The sequence below is a fragment of the Clostridiisalibacter paucivorans DSM 22131 genome (assembly GCF_000620125.1).
GTDB classification, from domain to species: Bacteria; Bacillota; Clostridia; order Tissierellales; family Clostridiisalibacteraceae; genus Clostridiisalibacter; species Clostridiisalibacter paucivorans.
In genome coordinates this window covers 73,135-90,726 of sequence record NZ_JHVL01000004.1, presented here as the reverse complement: position 1 = coordinate 90,726, position 17,592 = coordinate 73,135, and the positions used below count along the sequence as shown (strand labels likewise).

Annotated in this window: 15 protein-coding genes and 1 riboswitch; of the genes, 13 read left to right on the top strand and 2 right to left on the bottom strand. The window is 29.5% G+C overall.

Annotated elements, in window-relative coordinates:
• Positions 1-25: 25 nt before the first annotated feature.
• Positions 26-847 carry a methyl-accepting chemotaxis protein gene (locus Q326_RS0102900; protein ID WP_051531040.1) on the bottom strand — a complete coding sequence of 274 codons (822 nt, stop codon included), beginning with the start codon at positions 845-847 and terminating at the stop codon, positions 26-28.
• A 193-nt stretch (positions 848-1,040) separates the two neighbouring features.
• Here Q326_RS0102900 and pduL point away from each other — a divergent pair, with 193 nt between their 5' ends.
• The 7 genes from pduL to Q326_RS0102865 all read left to right on the top strand — a co-directional run bounded on the left by pduL (position 1,041) and on the right by Q326_RS0102865 (position 8,274).
• Positions 1,041-1,613 (top strand): phosphate propanoyltransferase, encoded by a 573-nt coding sequence (gene pduL, locus Q326_RS0102895; RefSeq protein ID WP_026894028.1) that lies wholly within the window; start codon positions 1,041-1,043, stop codon positions 1,611-1,613.
• A gap of 13 nt (positions 1,614-1,626) precedes the next feature.
• Positions 1,627-2,283 (top strand): deoxyribose-phosphate aldolase, encoded by a 657-nt coding sequence (gene deoC, locus Q326_RS0102890; RefSeq protein ID WP_026894027.1) that lies wholly within the window; start codon positions 1,627-1,629, stop codon positions 2,281-2,283.
• A gap of 138 nt (positions 2,284-2,421) precedes the next feature.
• A complete protein-coding gene (locus Q326_RS0102885; protein ID WP_026894026.1) occupies positions 2,422-4,896 on the top strand; it encodes a sensor domain-containing protein in 2,475 nt (824 codons plus the stop codon).
• Positions 4,897-4,900: 4 nt separating this feature from the next.
• Complete coding sequence (locus Q326_RS17810) at positions 4,901-6,277, top strand: GGDEF domain-containing protein (protein ID WP_051531039.1); 1,377 nt, start codon at positions 4,901-4,903, stop codon at positions 6,275-6,277.
• Between the two features lie 63 nt (positions 6,278-6,340).
• Positions 6,341-6,715: a response regulator transcription factor gene (locus Q326_RS0102875; RefSeq protein ID WP_026894025.1), complete on the top strand. Its 375-nt coding sequence runs from the start codon at positions 6,341-6,343 to the stop codon at positions 6,713-6,715.
• Positions 6,708-7,343 carry a chemotaxis protein CheC gene (locus Q326_RS0102870; RefSeq protein ID WP_026894024.1) on the top strand — a complete coding sequence of 212 codons (636 nt, stop codon included), beginning with the start codon at positions 6,708-6,710 and terminating at the stop codon, positions 7,341-7,343. The genes Q326_RS0102875 and Q326_RS0102870 overlap by 8 nt, the downstream gene beginning before the upstream one ends.
• Complete coding sequence (locus Q326_RS0102865) at positions 7,336-8,274, top strand: sensor domain-containing diguanylate cyclase (RefSeq protein WP_026894023.1); 939 nt, start codon at positions 7,336-7,338, stop codon at positions 8,272-8,274. Before Q326_RS0102870 ends, Q326_RS0102865 begins: the two co-directional genes overlap by 8 nt.
• Positions 8,275-8,331: 57 nt before the next feature.
• Here Q326_RS0102865 and Q326_RS0102860 read toward each other — a convergent pair whose 3' ends face one another.
• Positions 8,332-9,603, bottom strand: a complete 1,272-nt coding sequence (locus Q326_RS0102860; protein ID WP_026894022.1) for a [Fe-Fe] hydrogenase large subunit C-terminal domain-containing protein — start codon at positions 9,601-9,603, stop codon at positions 8,332-8,334.
• 334 nt (positions 9,604-9,937) lie between these two features.
• Between Q326_RS0102860 and Q326_RS0102855 the strand changes: the two genes are divergently transcribed.
• From Q326_RS0102855 to Q326_RS0102830, 6 genes are all read left to right on the top strand, one after another.
• The gene (locus Q326_RS0102855; RefSeq protein WP_026894021.1) at positions 9,938-11,536 is read left to right on the top strand and encodes a PocR ligand-binding domain-containing protein; all 1,599 of its coding nucleotides are present in this window, start codon (positions 9,938-9,940) and stop codon (positions 11,534-11,536) included.
• Positions 11,537-12,610: a response regulator gene (locus Q326_RS0102850; protein WP_026894020.1), complete on the top strand. Its 1,074-nt coding sequence runs from the start codon at positions 11,537-11,539 to the stop codon at positions 12,608-12,610.
• A gap of 156 nt (positions 12,611-12,766) precedes the next feature.
• Positions 12,767-14,431: a dihydroxy-acid dehydratase gene (ilvD, locus tag Q326_RS0102845; RefSeq protein WP_026894019.1), complete on the top strand. Its 1,665-nt coding sequence runs from the start codon at positions 12,767-12,769 to the stop codon at positions 14,429-14,431.
• A gap of 17 nt (positions 14,432-14,448) precedes the next feature.
• Positions 14,449-15,477: a TRAP transporter substrate-binding protein gene (locus Q326_RS0102840; RefSeq protein WP_026894018.1), complete on the top strand. Its 1,029-nt coding sequence runs from the start codon at positions 14,449-14,451 to the stop codon at positions 15,475-15,477.
• A 58-nt stretch (positions 15,478-15,535) separates the two neighbouring features.
• Positions 15,536-16,030: a TRAP transporter small permease gene (locus Q326_RS0102835; protein ID WP_026894017.1), complete on the top strand. Its 495-nt coding sequence runs from the start codon at positions 15,536-15,538 to the stop codon at positions 16,028-16,030.
• Complete coding sequence (locus tag Q326_RS0102830) at positions 16,030-17,289, top strand: TRAP transporter large permease (protein WP_026894016.1); 1,260 nt, start codon at positions 16,030-16,032, stop codon at positions 17,287-17,289. The genes Q326_RS0102835 and Q326_RS0102830 overlap by 1 nt, the downstream gene beginning before the upstream one ends.
• Positions 17,290-17,363: 74 nt before the next feature.
• A riboswitch (cobalamin riboswitch) is annotated at positions 17,364-17,553 on the top strand.
• The last annotated feature ends 39 nt before the right edge of the window (positions 17,554-17,592 follow it).

Sequence of the window (17,592 nt, the reverse complement as noted above, 5' to 3'; positions counted from 1 at the left end):
TAATTTAATCTATGGCTTTTAGTTGTTATTTTGTAAGGTTTTCAGCTTCTTCTACCAAGATGTTGATTGAAGAATACAATTCTTGTAGACTACTATTTATATTATTCATTGCATCAGATTGGGATTTGATAATTTCAGTTATATTTTTTATGGTTTTTTCTTGTTGAGAAGAATTAGATTTAATGTCTTTTAAAATTTTTTCGATTTGTTGTACCGATTCAGAACTGTCTATGGATAGTTTTCTTATTTCCTCGGCAACCACTGAAAACCCAAGGCCTTCTTTACCTGCTCTAGCGGCTTCGATAGAGGCATTTAAGCCCAGTAAATTGGTTTTATTTGATATATTTTCAATCATTTTAAGTATATTATCAGTTTCGTTAATTTGTTCAACTGATTTTTTTGATGTGTTAGATAAATTTTTACTGATATCTGAAAGCTGTGCTGCATCGTTATCTATAGATTGAGACGATTTAGTTAAATGTTCAAATGTAGCTGAAAGTTCTTGTGCTAAGTCTTGTAATTTTTCTTGTTGATCAATAGATATTACAAAGGAAACAGATCCTACTATTTCATTATCCTCTATTATAGGAATACCACAAGCTATATATGGAAAACCAAAAAGCTCTTTTGAAACTTTTTTTATAATCTTTTGACCAGTATTTATACACTCTTTAACAACAGTACCTTCAGGAACCATTTGTCCTGTTTCTACTAATTGAGGAATATTACCACCAGCTACAAAAAGAAGATATTTTTCTCTATCAGTTATAGTAATACCTATGTCGTTAAATGTGAGGTCATTAATATAGGGAGCAACGGCTATAAAACTATTTAATATTTTAGACAATATTTAAACCTCCTTTAATTTCAATAATAAAACAATATACAACATAATTATATCAAATATTGGATTAAATACCATTATTCTATATAAAAAAAATATTCTTATTTGATTTTTATAATAAAAACAATTATAATTTTAATGGACAAAGGTAGAGTTTAAATTATATAAATACTAAAATAATCGAGGAGGCCGTACAATGAAAAAAGAATTACCAATAGCATTATCAAACAAACACATACATTTAAGTAAAGAACATATAGAAGTTCTTTTTGGAAAGGGACATGAATTGACAAAGAAAAAGGATTTGTCTCAACCTGGACAATTTGCTTGTGAGGAAACTGTTGATGTAGTTGGTCCAAAGGGTACATTGAAGAGGGTTAGAGTATTGGGACCAGAAAGATCAAAAACTCAAATAGAGATTTCTTTAGCCGATGGATTTGCTTTAGGGGTAGTACCTCCAGTAAGAGATTCAGGAGATTTAGATGGAAGTCCAGGAGCAAAAATAATAGGACCAAAAGGAGAAGCTGAGATAGAAGAGGGAGTAATAGCAGCAGCAAGACATATCCATATGCATACAGAAGATGCAAAAGAATTTGGAGTTTCAGATAAAGATAGAGTAAAAGTACAGGTTGGAGGATTTAGAGGACTTATATTTGATAATGTATTAGTTAGGGTAAGCCCTAAATATGCATTGGAAATGCATGTAGATATGGATGAAGGTAATGCAGCTGCAGTAAAAAATTGTGATCTTGTTCAATTAATCAAATAGTGGAGGTTTTTTGATGAATAATATTGCTTCTTATATAGACCATACAATCCTTAAACCAGAAACTACAAAAGAAATGGTCAGAAAAGTATGTGATGAAGCTAAGGAATACTTGTTTTCATCGGTATGTGTAAATCCATATTATGTGAAATATGCAAAGGAATTGTTAAAAGGTACTGATGTAAATGTGGCTTGTGTTATAGGTTTTCCATTAGGAAGTACCTTAAAAGAGGTAAAGGCCTTTGAAGCTATGAAGGCTATTGAGGATGGAGCTACAGAATTGGACATGGTTATAAATATAGGGGCATTAAAAGATAGAGCATATGAAGTTGTACTTAATGATATAAAGTCTGTAGTAGATATTGCGAAAGAAAAGGGATTGGTAAAGGTAATAATAGAAACATGTCTATTAAATGAAGAAGAGAAGATAAAGGCATGTGAATTGGCTAAAAAGGCAAATGCTCAATATGTGAAGACATCTACTGGTTTTAGTACAGCAGGTGCAACAGTTGAAGATGTAGCTCTTATGCGTAAAATAGTAGGTGATAGCATGGGAGTAAAGGCATCGGGAGGAATAAGAGATTATGATAAGGCTAAGAAAATGCTAGATGCTGGAGCATCTAGAATAGGTGCTAGTTCCTCTATAAATATAACAAAGGGTGATAAAAAATAATGGGATTTTAAATCTCATTATTTTTTTATTTAATATACAAAATATTAGTCATATTCAAAAAATACATATTAAATATGATAAAATATAATATAAAACAAAATGTCTTATCATATTTGCATTGAGAAAGAGGTATTATAATTGAAAAAGGGATTAAATAGATCTGATAAAAATAATTTATATAAAACAATAAAAGAGAGGGATTATATAAACCCTAAAAGAGAAGGGATTAAATTTATAATTATATATGCTATCATGTATATGTTGTTGTTATTTTTATTAGATACGATTTTGAATAGTTTAACATTTAATAAATCTGTTTATGAACAAATTCACGGATATAAATTATGGATTTATGTATTTGCGAGCCTGATTATACTTTATCCGTTGATATATAATAGAATTTCATTGTTTAAAAAACAGATAGATAAAATATATAAAGGATATGAAGATCTAATCACAAATAATTATAAATTGTCTTATTTGGAAGAAAAGTTGAAAAGACAATTTGCTGAGGTCAAAAAGCATAGAGATGCTCTTTTGGTAAGTAAACAAAGATATGATCTTATAACTGAAGGATCCGATGATGGTATCTGGGAATGGAATATTATAAATGATAATTACTATTTTTCTCCTAAGGGTAGATGCATATTGGGATATCAGCAGGGGGATTTAGAGCACAAATTTCAGACATTGGAAAAATTAATTCATCCTAAGGATAAAAAGGGAGCATTAAATAAAATAAATGATTATTTAAAAAGTGGAATGGGATGTACGTACGAAAATAGCTATAGATTAAAATGTAAAAATGGAGAGTATAAATGGATTTTAAGTAGAGGAAAAGGTATATGGGACAATGCTGGGAACCCGTTAAAATTAGCGGGTTCCCATACAGATATAACTGAACAATTGAAGTTAAAAGAAAGACTTCAAAAAGAGCAATTATTATCAAATAATGTTATAAATGATGTATCTGTAATTGTAGTTATATGGGATAACGATGGAAGAATTAAGAGGATAAATCCTTATACAGAGAGGATAACAGGATATACAGAGGATGAAGTAGTAGGGAAAATTTGGATAGATAAATTCATACCTAAAAAAGATAAATATTATATGAAAAAAGTTTTTGATACTATAAGAAAGGGTAATATATTAAAGAACCATGAAAGTAGAATTTTATCGAAAAAAGATGAAATTTTAAATGTATTATGGAATAGCAGTGTTTTGGAACAGAAAGACGGAAAAGTGAGTGAGATTATTTCTGTAGGGGTCAATATAACAGAAATAAAAAAATTAGAAAAAAATTTAGAAAAATTAGCATATTATGATGACTTGACTAAATTACCAAATAGAATAATGATAAAAAAAGAAATAGATAGACTGATTAATGATAAGAAAGAAAAATCATTTGCACTTGTTTATGTAGATATAGATGATTTTAAGCATATAAATGATGTATTGGGACATATAATAGGAGATAAATTTTTAATCTATGTTTCTAATGTATTGAGTAAAAATGTAAGATATCCAGATTTGATATCTAGAACCAGTGGGGATGAGTTTATAATAGTATTTAGAGAGATTAGAGATAGAAAAGAAGTAATAAATAGGCTAGATAAGCTTATTAATGTGTTAAGAAGGTACTGGAGACTAGAAAATCAAGAATTTTTTGTATCTTACAGTATAGGCATAGCATTGTATCCTGAACATGGAAAGGATAGCATAACTCTTTTAAAGAATGCAGACACAGCAATGTTTTCAGTAAAAGAAAATGGTAAAGACAATTTCAGCTTTTATTCTAAAAAAATACAGGAGAAAACTTTAAATTATATAGATATGGTAAAACAAATTAGATATGGTATAGATAATAATGAATTTGTTTTATATTATCAACCACAGATAGACCTCAAAATGGGGAAAATTACAGGGGTTGAGGCTTTGATTCGTTGGAAACATCCAACGAAAGGTTTTGTGCCTCCTATGGATTTTATACCTGTAGCAGAGGAATCTGGACTTATATATGATATAGGTATTTGGGTATTTAAAACTGTTTGTAAACAAAAGAAAAGGTGGATACAAAAAGGATATAATGATTTGAAGATAGCTATTAATCTATCAGGTAAACAGCTAAATAGGGTAGGATTGATAAAGGATATAGAGGATATATTTACTTGCAAAAATATAGATGACATAAAATTTGAATTGGAGATAACAGAAACGGCAATTCTATCAGATATGGATCTAGCAGTTGATTTATTAAATAAAATTAAAACCATAGGTATAGATATAGCATTGGATGATTTTGGTACAGGCTATTCTTCATTAACATATCTTAGAAAAATAAATATGGATACAGTGAAGATGGATAGAGAATTTATAAAGGATTTTGAGAATAATGAAGAGGATAAAATAATAGTGAAGTCAATAATAGATATGGCCCATGGATTAAATATAAAAGTTGTAGCAGAAGGAATAGAAACTGAAGAACAATTAAATATATTGAAGGAATATGGGTGTGATATAGGACAAGGTTATTTATTTAGTAGGGCGGTACCAGCTGAAGAAATAGAGAGTTTAATAAATGCGGAAAGAATCTATGAAAGAAAGATGTGATTAGATGTATAAATATATAAGAAATATAAAAATATATATTATTGCATTTTTGATATTAATTGCTTCTATAACATACATAGGCATATATATTCCAATGAAGAATGAATTGAAAAAGGCTACATTGAAAAATTTTGTACTTACAGCAAAGGCCAATGAAATGAATATACAACAGTTTTTAAATAGATGCATAGAAGGAGCCCAAGGATTATCTAGTAGAAGTATGATAAAAAAAGAAATTATTAAATATAAAAATAGAGATGTGGAGTTTGAAGATTTAGTTAAATATACTGCTCAATTGTATAAAGAGGGATATGATGTATTAGAAAATTCAATAGGTGCATGTAGAGTTGTTGATGGAAAAATTGTTACTCAATATGGAATAGTAGATACAAATATATTAAGTAATGTTTCTGATATGCAAAAAAGACTTTTAGATATAAAAATTATTGGGGATAAAATATCTACTATTGTATATTCTCCAATAAAAGATAATAATAGATTACTAGGATATGATGTGGTATTCTATGATATGGCATATGTATTTAAAGATATAAATAGTGGAGATATTGAATTTAGTATACATGATTCTATGCATTTAAAAGAGATGGTAAATTTTGGAGAAAAAATATATGTGATTGATGGAATAGATATCTTAGAGGGAGAGGAGTATACAGGATATATTAAAGATTTAACATTTACAAATAAAAGACTTCTTGTAAAGATAGAAAACAATAAATTGTATTTACCAATACAAAATGTCTCTAGAATTACTTTATTAGGATTTATAATTGCATTAATAATCCTTATATTTATAACAAATTTGATAGCTATGAAGGCTACTGGAGAACTAATTACAAACCTGAAAATGAGTAAGGAAAAATATAAAAAACAGGCAACTAAAGATGGGCTCACAGATTTATATTCTAGAACATATTTTAATCAATGGATAGAAAGAATGTATAAAGAAGAAGGTATTTGTGATAATAACTTATTTACCATAGTAATGATAGATGTAAATGGTTTTAAAAATATAAATGACACATACGGACATGTAATAGGAGATGATGTACTAAAAGAAATTAGTAAAATTTTAAAAGGGTCCATAAGAGAAAATGATATAGCTGTTAGATATGGAGGAGATGAATTTCTATTAGTATTATATAACTGTGATGAATTAGTTGCTAGGAGAATAATGGATAGGATTAATGAAAAGTTAAATGGTGTAGATAAATTTGACTTTCAAATATCTGTATCTTATGGTTTAAAAGAGGTGAGAAATAGTATTGAATTATTGGATGCCATAGGACAGGCAGATAAGGATATGTATGAAATGAAAAATACTGTATATAAAAAAAGTATTAATAAAAACAATCACATGTAAAGAATTTTTGTTATAATTACAAATATAGTGTGAACTGGGAATCTTATTATAGGAGGATATTTTATGAAAATTTTGATAGTTGATGATTCTATTTTTTCTCAAAAGATAACAGGGACTTTATTAAAAAAAGAGATAAAAGATGTGGAATTATATTTTGCAGCTGACGGAGAAGAGGGGTTTAAAAAGTTTAGATTAATAGATCCAGATTATGTTTTTGTGGATCTGCTTATGCCTAGAATGAATGGTAAAGAACTTACTAAGGCAATAAAAGAATATGATTCAGAAGCAAAGATAATTATACTGTCTGCGGATGTACAGAAGTCTGTGAAAATTGAAATGGAAGAGTATAATATTATAAGTTTCATAAATAAGCCTTTTAATGAAGAGAAGGCAAAGGAAATAATAAAAGTTATAAAGGATGATAAAAATAATGAGTGATATCTATACAGAAGACATATTGAAGGAATTGTTTAATATAAGTGTGGGAAAGTCAGCCAGTGTACTGTCAGATATTATAAATAAAAAAATATTGTTAGATGTACCAATTGTAAAGATACTAGATGTTATAAAAGAAAGTGATGAATTCAATAATTATGTAAATCAAACTTTAGATGGTACATTGATGGTATCTTCCATATGTTTTAAGGAAAAACTAAATGGAAAAGCCAATCTTATATTTCCAGCAGACAAGATGAGAACATTTATTAATTTATGTTTGAATATGGATGATATAGAAAATTGCGATGAAGATATAATGTTTAACGATGTAGATTTTGATGTAATAAAGGAAATTGGAAATATAATATTGAACTCTCTTATAGGAGAATTAGCAAATTATCTTGAGTTAGACATAAACTATACTTTACCTGAAGTGAAAATATTCGACAAAGTTGATTTTAAGAAAACTTTTGACATAAATAATTATACTCATACATTATTATTATATATAACATTCAATATAGATGACATGGAAATAAGAGGTGCTATAATAATGAATCTTACATTGACTTCTATAAACGAGATTTTAGACAAAATAAATACGATAGAGGATGATATATTTGAATAGGGCATTTTATGATGTGCTTAATAATATTAGTGAAGGCATAACAATATTAAATAAAGATTTAGAAATAGTGTTATGGAATAAATCCATGGAATATCTTACAAATAGATATTATACAGAAGTAATAAATAAGAATATATATGATGTTTTATCAGGAATGAATAAACATTATTTTAAAAAGTCTATAAATAATGTCTTAAAGAATGGATATAAAATGTTTTTTTCGGCGGCTATGCACAAAAATATAATATTCAATAAAAAGGTTAATATAAAGATAAGTAGAATAGAAAAAGACAATGAAAATTTCATATTAATTGAGTTCATAGATATTATAAATCAGTATATCAGGATAGAACAGCTGAAAAAATACATAAACAAATTGAAAGTTACTACAGAAAAGCTTAAAGAAAAAGAAAGGACTATACATAAACTTGCGTATTATGATGGCTTAACTGGTGTTGCAAATAGAATGATGTTTTATAAGATTGGCGAAGACTTATGTCAAAAGGCTAAACAAGAAAATAAGATATTAGCCCTTATGTTTATAGATATTGATAAATTCAAGAATATAAATGATACTTATGGACATAAATCTGGAGATAATGTCTTGATAAGGGTAGCTGATATATTAAAAAATAATGTTAGAAATAACGATATAGTCTGTAGATTTGGGGGAGATGAATTCTTAATATTATTACCATTGACTTCAAGGCAATGCAATTGCGAATCTATAGCTTCTAAAATAATTAATTCTAAAGATAAGACATTAGAATTAGGTAATTTTAAAATAAATATATCTTTAAGTATAGGTATAAGCTATTTTCCTTTAGATGGTGAAAATATGGATTCTATTATATTTAAAGCAGATGAAGCTATGTATATAGCCAAAAAAAATGGTGGTAATACATACTATTCCACCAAGCAAGATAAGTAGACATTACATAAAACATATATTATGCATTACAAGTGTATAAATAAAAACTCTGAAGCATTATGCTTCAGAGTTTTTATTTATACTATATTCATCTTCTAATTTCTTTTTAAATAATACCATACAGTCATCCAATGTGGTTTCTCCTAAAACTATGTCTTCAGCCATAACTTGACATGATGGAGAACCACATGCACCACAGTCAAGTCCTGGTAACTGTTCTTTTATTTCTAGAACTTTTGACATTTTTTCCATGGCAATGGAAACGTCATCACCAAATATATTACTTTTTCTTGGCAGAATAGGATTAGTTAAAAAGATATCTTCTTTTGAAAGATTATATTGTTGAGAACTATTGGCATATTGGAAGCTTTCCGATATTTGTCTTATCAAATTTCTAGCTATGAAAGAGTTTTCTAATGATAAAACTCCACCAACACACCCATTTCTGCAAGATAATAGTTCTGCAAATCTTACTCCTGTTAACCTATGGTCTTCTATGTCATCTAAAATATTTATTACATTTTCTATACCATCTACACATATATAATCATTGATACCCAAAGAATAGGTTTCACCTCCAGAACGTGCCCATCCTATGGCTTTTCCCGATAGATAGAATGGAAGTGTATCTTTGCAAGATTTCAAGTTTTTAAGGATATATGGATATATATCTTTAAAAGAAATAACTCTATCTACAGAAGAATGATTAGATCCAATGGGATTTTTTACACTGGTTACCTTAGCTGGGCAAGGGCTGATAAAAAATATACCAATATCAGAAGGTTTAAGATTCATCCTTTGACAGGCTTCTTTTCGAGCTATATTTCCTGCTATTTCCATAGGGGATTCCAGTGGTAATATATGTTTAATCAAGCTTGGGAATCTAACTTGTATTAGTCTCACGACAACTGGACATGATGAAGAAATTAAGGGAGATATACTAGATGTAGCTACTATTTTTTGTGTATAATCAGATACAATATCTGCAGCTCTTGAGACTTCAAATATGTGGTCAAATCCTACTAGTTTTAAAGAATACAGTATTTTTCCTATATCTGTATTTTTGCCAAATTGAGAATATAGGCTAGGGGCTGGAAGTGCTATTTTATATTTAAAGGAGTCTAATTCATCTATAGAATCAGATACGCTGTCTTTTGCATGTTCAGGGCATCTTCTAATACACTCACCACAGTCTATGCATTTACTCTCAATTATTTTAGCCTTTTCATTACGAACTCTTATTGCCTCAGTAGGACATCCCTTTATACAATTTGTACAACCAATACATAAATCATCTTTTAATATTACTGAGTGGAAAGAACTTGACATAATATCCCTCCATTAATAGAATGTTTATAAATATATTCTAACATTTTTTTTGGAAAATTCATATTTTTCTCAAATAATATATTGGAGATGCGGTAAAATTATAACTATTATAAAAAAAGGAATAGCATTATACTCTGCTGAAGAATTTTTGCAGGAGTAAAAAGAAGTATTTAAAGAAATATCTAAATTATTATATACTTATAATTAATGATGTTCTATTTATATGAAATATAAAAAATACATATGCTATTGATATAGCAGAATAATCAGTAAAAACTATGGACAATTATTATCTAAATGTCAAAATATAATATTTGAAAATGGAGGTATTGTTTTGGAAAATAATAATTCATATTTTAATGGTCTTAGGGCAGTTAAACAGTATTTTGATTGGGGAAATGTAAAATGGTTAAATGAAAGAGAAAACCTTAATACTGGAAAAATGACCGTAGGTCATGTTACTTTTTTACCTAATAAGCGTCAAGGAAAGCACCTCCATACTGCTGATGAACAAATCTTATATACTATATCAGGAAGAGGAGAACATTGGGTAAATGAAAAGTATTATCCCCTAATACCTGGCACTGTATATCATATGCCACCTTATATTGAACATGACATTAGGAATCTAGGAAATACTCCTTTAGAGATGATTATAGTATATAATGCTAACAACCTTAAAATGGACAATTTTATTCCGGATATAGACCTCTTGTCTGATTATGCTATAGACAATGTTATGGATAAATTAGATATAGATATGCTCCAGCATACTCAAGATGGTTTGGCAAATGCACTGAATTTATGTATTGTTATAAGAGATGAAGATGGAAAAATGCTAACTAAGCCTAGTAATACACTGGAATTTTGTAGTTTTATAAAAAAATATAATAATCAGTGTAAACTGATAAACAATGATATCAAGGCAGAAGGTAAGGAAGCAATTATAGTACCCTGTTGTTATGATCTTGTAAAAATAGAATCTCCTATATATTTTAATGACAAGTATATTGGGAGTATATTATGTGGTCCAGTAATATTAAATGAGCATTCTCATGAAATTATAGATAAGATAGGTAAAAATATAGATAAAAAAGACTTCGATACTATTAGGAATGCATATTTAAGCATTAAAAAGGTCACAATGGGACGGATATATGCAATAATGGATTTTTTGAAGGTTATAAATAAATCTATAGTAGAGCTGGGAATTAAAAGTTTTATACATGAAGAAATGCACAAAAAAACTCTAGAATTATTGAATCAAAATAATATACAAAATCAAATGGAAAAGGCATTGTTAGATACAAAAATGAAATTAATACAAGCACAGATAAGTCCACATTTTTTATTTAACACCCTTAGTGTAATAGGACAATTGGCATATATGAAGGGGGCAGAAGAAGCAGCAGATACTACTTTTGCTCTTTCTAATTTATTAAGAACAAGTTTATCTAAGTCCCAAGATTTGATAACTGTGGAAGAGGAAATAAACTATATAAAAGATTATATATTGATTCAAAACAAGAGATTTGATGAAGGTATAAAGATTATACTGGATATTGATAATACTATAATGAATGAAAGTATTCCTTTTATGACAATACAACCTTTGGTGGAAAATGCTATTGCTCATGGATTTAGTAATTTAGATAGAAATGGGATAATAAAAATATCTATAAAGAAAAAATGTGAAAAAATATTTTTAGCTGTAAGTGATAATGGAATGGGAATAAAAGATGAAAAATTAATAAAGATAAAAAATTGTGAAAATAACATATCAGATACAAGTACTGGATTAGGACTTATGAATTTAAAAAAAAGGCTGAAATATTATTATAAGGACAATTTTAAGATTGATATAAGTAGTGTTTATGGCGTAGGTACGGATGTATTTATCACTATTCCTATAATAAGAAAAGGAGTGTTTTAAGTGAATAGATTATTAATTGTAGATGATGAAAAGATATCTAGAGAGTATTTTAAATATGTATTAAGAAGGGAAAACATTAAAGTAAATATTGATGAAGCCCATGATGGCTTAACTGCAATCGAAAAAGTCAGGCTATTTAAGCCTGACTTAATATTTATGGATATAAAGATGTCTGAAATGGATGGACTTAAAGCAACAGAAGAGATAAAAAAAGATTGGCCTTGGGTCAAAATAATAATACTCACTGCCTATGATGAGTTTAAATATGCCCAAAGGGCTATAAAGCTAGGTGCGGATGACTATTTATTAAAACCTATAGCACCTAATACATTATTAGAGACAATAAATAATAATTTAAAAAAATCAGATGAAAGGAAACAATCAACAAGGTCAACAACGGACATGATTAGTTTTGAATCAAAATTTGTGGAGTATATTAAGGTAGAAGATAAAGAAGGGGCATTAAATGCAGTTGAAGAAATGTTTGACAATTATTTACTTTCCATTACAGACATAGTTCAAGTTAAAAATTATTTAATTGAGATATTAGGCGTAATAATAAGATCATTATTCTTTGATGAGATGACTATGAAGAAAGCTATTTTAGTAAAAGATTCGTCGCAAAAAGAAATATTAAAAGAAGATAATATGGTTTCTATTAAAAATATTTTAATAAAGTTTGTTAAAGACATACTAGATGTATTAAAAGAATACAAGATGACTCCCAATGAAAGACAAATCTATATAAGTAAAAGATATATAGATAAAAACATAGATAAAAAAATTTATTTAAAAGACATATCTGACTATGTAGGGTTTAGTCCTTATTACTTTTCGAAATTGTTTAAAAAAATTGAGGGGATAAATTTATCAGAATATCTAAATATAACAAGAATTAATAAGGCGGTTGAATATATGGAAAATTATCAGCTTACATTAAAGGAAATATCAGAAAAGGTAGGATTTGAAGATTTTAGCTATTTTAGTGTTATGTTTAAAAAATATAAAAATTGTATGCCCAGTAGATATAGAAAAAAGATAATGGAAAGAAAACAAAAAAATCATAATATATGACAAAAAAATCAAAAAGATAAGGAGCAAATTTTTAAGAAAATTCAGTAATAGATTTAATTGTTAGCCTTCCATATTATTGTTAAACTATAACCTAATATATGTGGTAAAAAATATAAGTGTTTAAAATTTGAATAAATTAGAGTGGGAGGTTTGACAATGAGAAGTAGTGAAATTACTAAGGGGGTAGCCCGTGCACCCCATAGATCATTGATGTATGCAATGGGCTATTTGCCAGAAGATTTAAATAAACCTTTGATAGGAGTAGTGAATGCTCACAATGAAATAATACCAGGACATTTTCATTTAAATGAAATTGCTCAAGCGGTTAAACTGGGTATTTCTGCTGGAGGAGGGACTCCTGTAGAATTCCCTGTTATAGGTATTTGTGATGGTATAGCTATGAATCACAGTGGAATGAAGTATCCCCTTTCTACAAGGGAACTTATAGCAGATTCTATAGAAGCTATGGCCATGGGTCATAAATTTGATGGATTAGTATTGGTGGGCAATTGTGACAAGATAGTACCAGGTATGCTTATGGGAGCTGCTAGATTGAATATACCATCTATATATATAAGTGGAGGTCCAATGCTGACTGGTCAACATAGGGGAAAGACTGTTGATTTAATAAGGGGGTCATTTGAAGCAGTAGGGGGTTATGCCAATGGAGATATTTCCATTGATGAACTTAATGAAATTGAAGCTCACTCTTGTCCAACATGTGGGAGTTGCGCCGGATTATTTACTGCAAATACTATGAATTCTTTGGCTGAAGCATTGGGGATTGCATTGCCAGGAAATGGCACTATACCAGCTCCATTTGGAAGGAGAAAACAATTAGCTAAAAAGGCAGGTATGAGGGCTGTAGAATTAGTTAAAGATAATATTAAACCTAGAGATATAATGACGTTAGGAGCATTTAAAAACGCTATAACATTGGACATGGCCATAGGTGGATCTACAAATACCTGCTTACATTTATTAGCTATAGCTAAGGAAGCAAGAGTAGACTTAACATTGGAAGATTTTGATGTTATAAGTAGAGATGTACCTAATATAACTAAAATTAGCCCAGCTGGTGTGCATAGTATGCAAGATCTTGATAATGCTGGGGGTGTTTCTGCTGTATTAAATGAGCTAAGCAAGGCTGGATTAATATCTACTGATGAAATTACTGTAACTGGAAAGACAATCCAACAGAATTTTGCAAATGACAATATATTAGATGAAAGAGTTATAAGGGGATTAGATAATGCCTATAAAGAAGAAGGAGGAATAGCCATACTCAAAGGAAACTTAGCGCCAGATGGTGCAGTAATTAAACAGTCCGCAGTGGAATCTGAAATGATGACTCATAGGGGACCAGCTAGGGTGTTTGAATCAGAAGAAGAGGCATATGAAGCCATAATGAGAAAAGATATTAGGTCAGGAGATGTGGTAGTAATAAGATATGAAGGACCAAAGGGTGGACCAGGAATGAGAGAAATGTTAAGTCCTACCGCTGCCATTGCAGGTATGGGATTAGAAAAATCAGTGGCATTGATTACTGATGGAAGATTTTCAGGAGGTACTAGAGGTCCTTGTATAGGCCACGTTTCTCCTGAAGCCAGTGAAGGTGGTATTATAGCCATAATACAAGAAGGAGATATTATAGAGATAGATATACCTAATAGAGTACTGAAGGTAGAACTTTCAGACCAAGAGATAAAAGATAGATTAAAGAATTGGACTCAGCCTAAACCTAAAGCAGAGGAGGGCAGTTATTTATATAGATATAGTAAATTAGTTACATCGGCTAGTACAGGTGCAGTTTTAAGATAATAAGGGGGGAATTTAGCATGAAAAAAATATTAGCATTAATATTGAGTATGGTAATAGTATTGACATTAGTATCAGGATGTGGCAGTGATAAAGCTAGTAAAGATGCAAGTGAAGATAATTCAACAGGTGAGATTACAGAACCTATAACACTTAAGCTAGCCCATGTGGTTAATGAAAAAGATGGATTTCATATAGCTGCTAGCAAATTTAAAGAGCTTGTTGAAACAAAAACTGAAGGTAAGGTTAATATAGAGATATATCCAAATGCTACATTGGGAGACGAGAGAACATTATTAGAGGGAATGCAAATGGGAACTGTAGATATGGGAGTTATAACCAATGGCCCAGTAGCCAACTTTGTTGAAGATATAGCTGTATTTGAATTGCCATTTTTATTTGGAAGCCCTGAAGAAGCATATAAAATCTTAGATGGACCAGTGGGAAAAGAGTTACTTGATAAATTAGAGGAGGTTAATTTAAAGGGTTTAGCATATGCAGAAAGAGGATTTAGAAATTTGACTAATTCAAAAAATCCTGTAAACACACCATCGGATATGGAAGGATTAAAGATAAGAGTTATGGAAAATCCAGTATATATAGATACTTTTAAAAATCTAGGGACAAATGCAGTACCAATGGCATGGACTGAGGCTTTAACTGCTTTACAACAAGGTACTATAGATGGACAAGAAAATCCTGTAAATGTAATTTATTCATTTAAACTATATGAAACTCAACAATATCTATCGATGACTAGACATACCTATGCACCTGCGACTATAATAATGAGTTTAAATAAATTTGAGGAACTACCAAAGGAAGTTCAAGATATTATTTCTGAATCAGCACAAGAAGCTGCCGAATATGAAAGAAAAATTAATAAGGAAAATGAAGAAACTCAGATAAAAGAATTAAAGGAAAAAGGTATGAAGGTAGTTCATCCTGATATCGATGCATTTAAAGAGGCTGTTAAGCCAGTCTATCAACAGTATGGAGAAAAATATGGACAATATATAGAAAGAATTCAATCAGAATTAAATCAATAAATGGAGAGCCCTGACTTGGATGATCAGGGCTCTAATTAAAAGTGAGGAGAGTGTGTTTATGGATTTATTATTGTTTTTTAAAAGATTAAGCAATGGGATGGATAGATTGGTAAATAAGATAGTATTTTTAATTATAATAGGTATGATAATATCCATATCTCTTCAAATAATTTTCAGGGTATTTTTTGATGCATTGACATGGACTGAAGAATTGGCCAGGTATCTCCTTGTATGGGCTACATTTTTAGGAACTACATTGGCATACAAGAGAGGTATGCATATATCTGTTACCTTTTTAGTTAATAGTTTTCCTAAAAACATCAGAAAAATTATTGTTGTATGTAGTATATTGTTTTCTATTATATTTTTTATAGTGTCAGTATTATTCGGATTTAGATACATGAACATGCAAGCGCATCAAGTCTCAGCAGCTTTAAGAGTTTCTATGAGATGGGTATATTTAGTTATACCAATAGGATTTATAATAATGATCATACATGGTATTACTGCTATATTAGAAGAAGTATTTGGGTTAGAGGAGGTGGCTAGATAATGGCTATTATATTATTTTTATCTTTTTTTGTATTAATTTTATTGGGTATCCCAGTTGCAATTGCTATAGCATTATCTTCTATGGTAGTATTGATAGACCAAGGTATGCCTTTGGTAATAATTACTCAGAGGATGTTTGCTGGAACTGATAGCTTTCCATTAATTGCTGTACCTTTTTTTATATTGGCAGGTGATTTATTGGCAAAAGGTAAAGTTTCTGAAAAATTAGTAGAATTTTCAGATGCAATATTTGGTTTTTTAAAAGGTGGACTTTCTATAGTGGCAGTATTAGCAGGTATGTTTTTTGCTGCTATATCAGGTTCAGGAGCTGCTACTACTGCTGCAGTAGGTACAACATTAGTTCCCGAATTAAAGAAAAAGGGTTATGATGAGGCTTCTTCAGCGGCTTTAATAGCAGCTAGTGGAACTATTGGAGTAGTGATACCACCTTCTGTGCCTATGATATTATATGCAGTAATATCCGATCAATCAGTAGCTAAATTGTTTTTAAATGGGTTTATACCTGGAGTTATGATGGGAATAATGCTAATAGGAATTGCTATAGTGCAAGCATATAAAAGAAATTATCCTAAAGGAGCTAAGTTTTCACCGAGAAATATATTTAGAACTTTCAAAGATGCTATATGGGGAATTATGACACCTGTGATAATTTTAGGAGGTATTTTTTCAGGATTCTTCACCCCATCGGAGGCAGCGGTTATTGCAGTGAACTACGCGTTAATAGTATCTTTATTTATATATAAAGATATGAAATTGAAGGATTTATATGGAATTATTTGTAAATCAGCTATGACTATGGCTGTGATAATGTTTATAATAGCTACTTCATCTATATTGAGTTGGATATTGGCTAATTGGAATATTCCTACTATTATAGCTAATGGCGTATTATCATTGTCTACCAATAGATATATTATAATGCTACTAATAACTATGATAATATTAATAACTGGAGTATTTATGGAGACAGCATCAGCCCTTATAATATTAACACCTGTATTTTTGCCATTAATAAATCAGCTAGATATAAGTTTAGTACACTTTGGATTAGTTATGGTTGTTGGATTAGCAATAGGCATGATAACTCCACCAGTAGCAATTAATCTTTATGTAGCTTCATCAATAACAAATCTTTCACTAGAAGAAATAACAAAGGCAATCATACCTTATCTTATAGGATTAGTAGTGGTTTTACTACTATTGCTTTATATTCCTATGCTTGTTCCAGGGTTAATGTAAATAACACTATTTTTATAATATTGTTATTTAAGTATGTTGTTATTGTAGATTTTTTTTGCTATAATTATAGAAAAAGATAACAAGCTTTTTTAGGTTTTGATTTACAATAGTAAAAATTAAAAGGGAAAGAGGTGAAAAACCTCTACAGCCCCCGCTACTGTAATTGCTGACGAAACTTTTATATACCACTATGTATTATCATGGGAAGGTTAAAGTGTAGGATGATGCTTAAGTCAGGAGACCTGCCTAAAAAAGAGATAAGATTCTTCGGAGGGAAGGCTAATTTAATATGGGATTGTTATG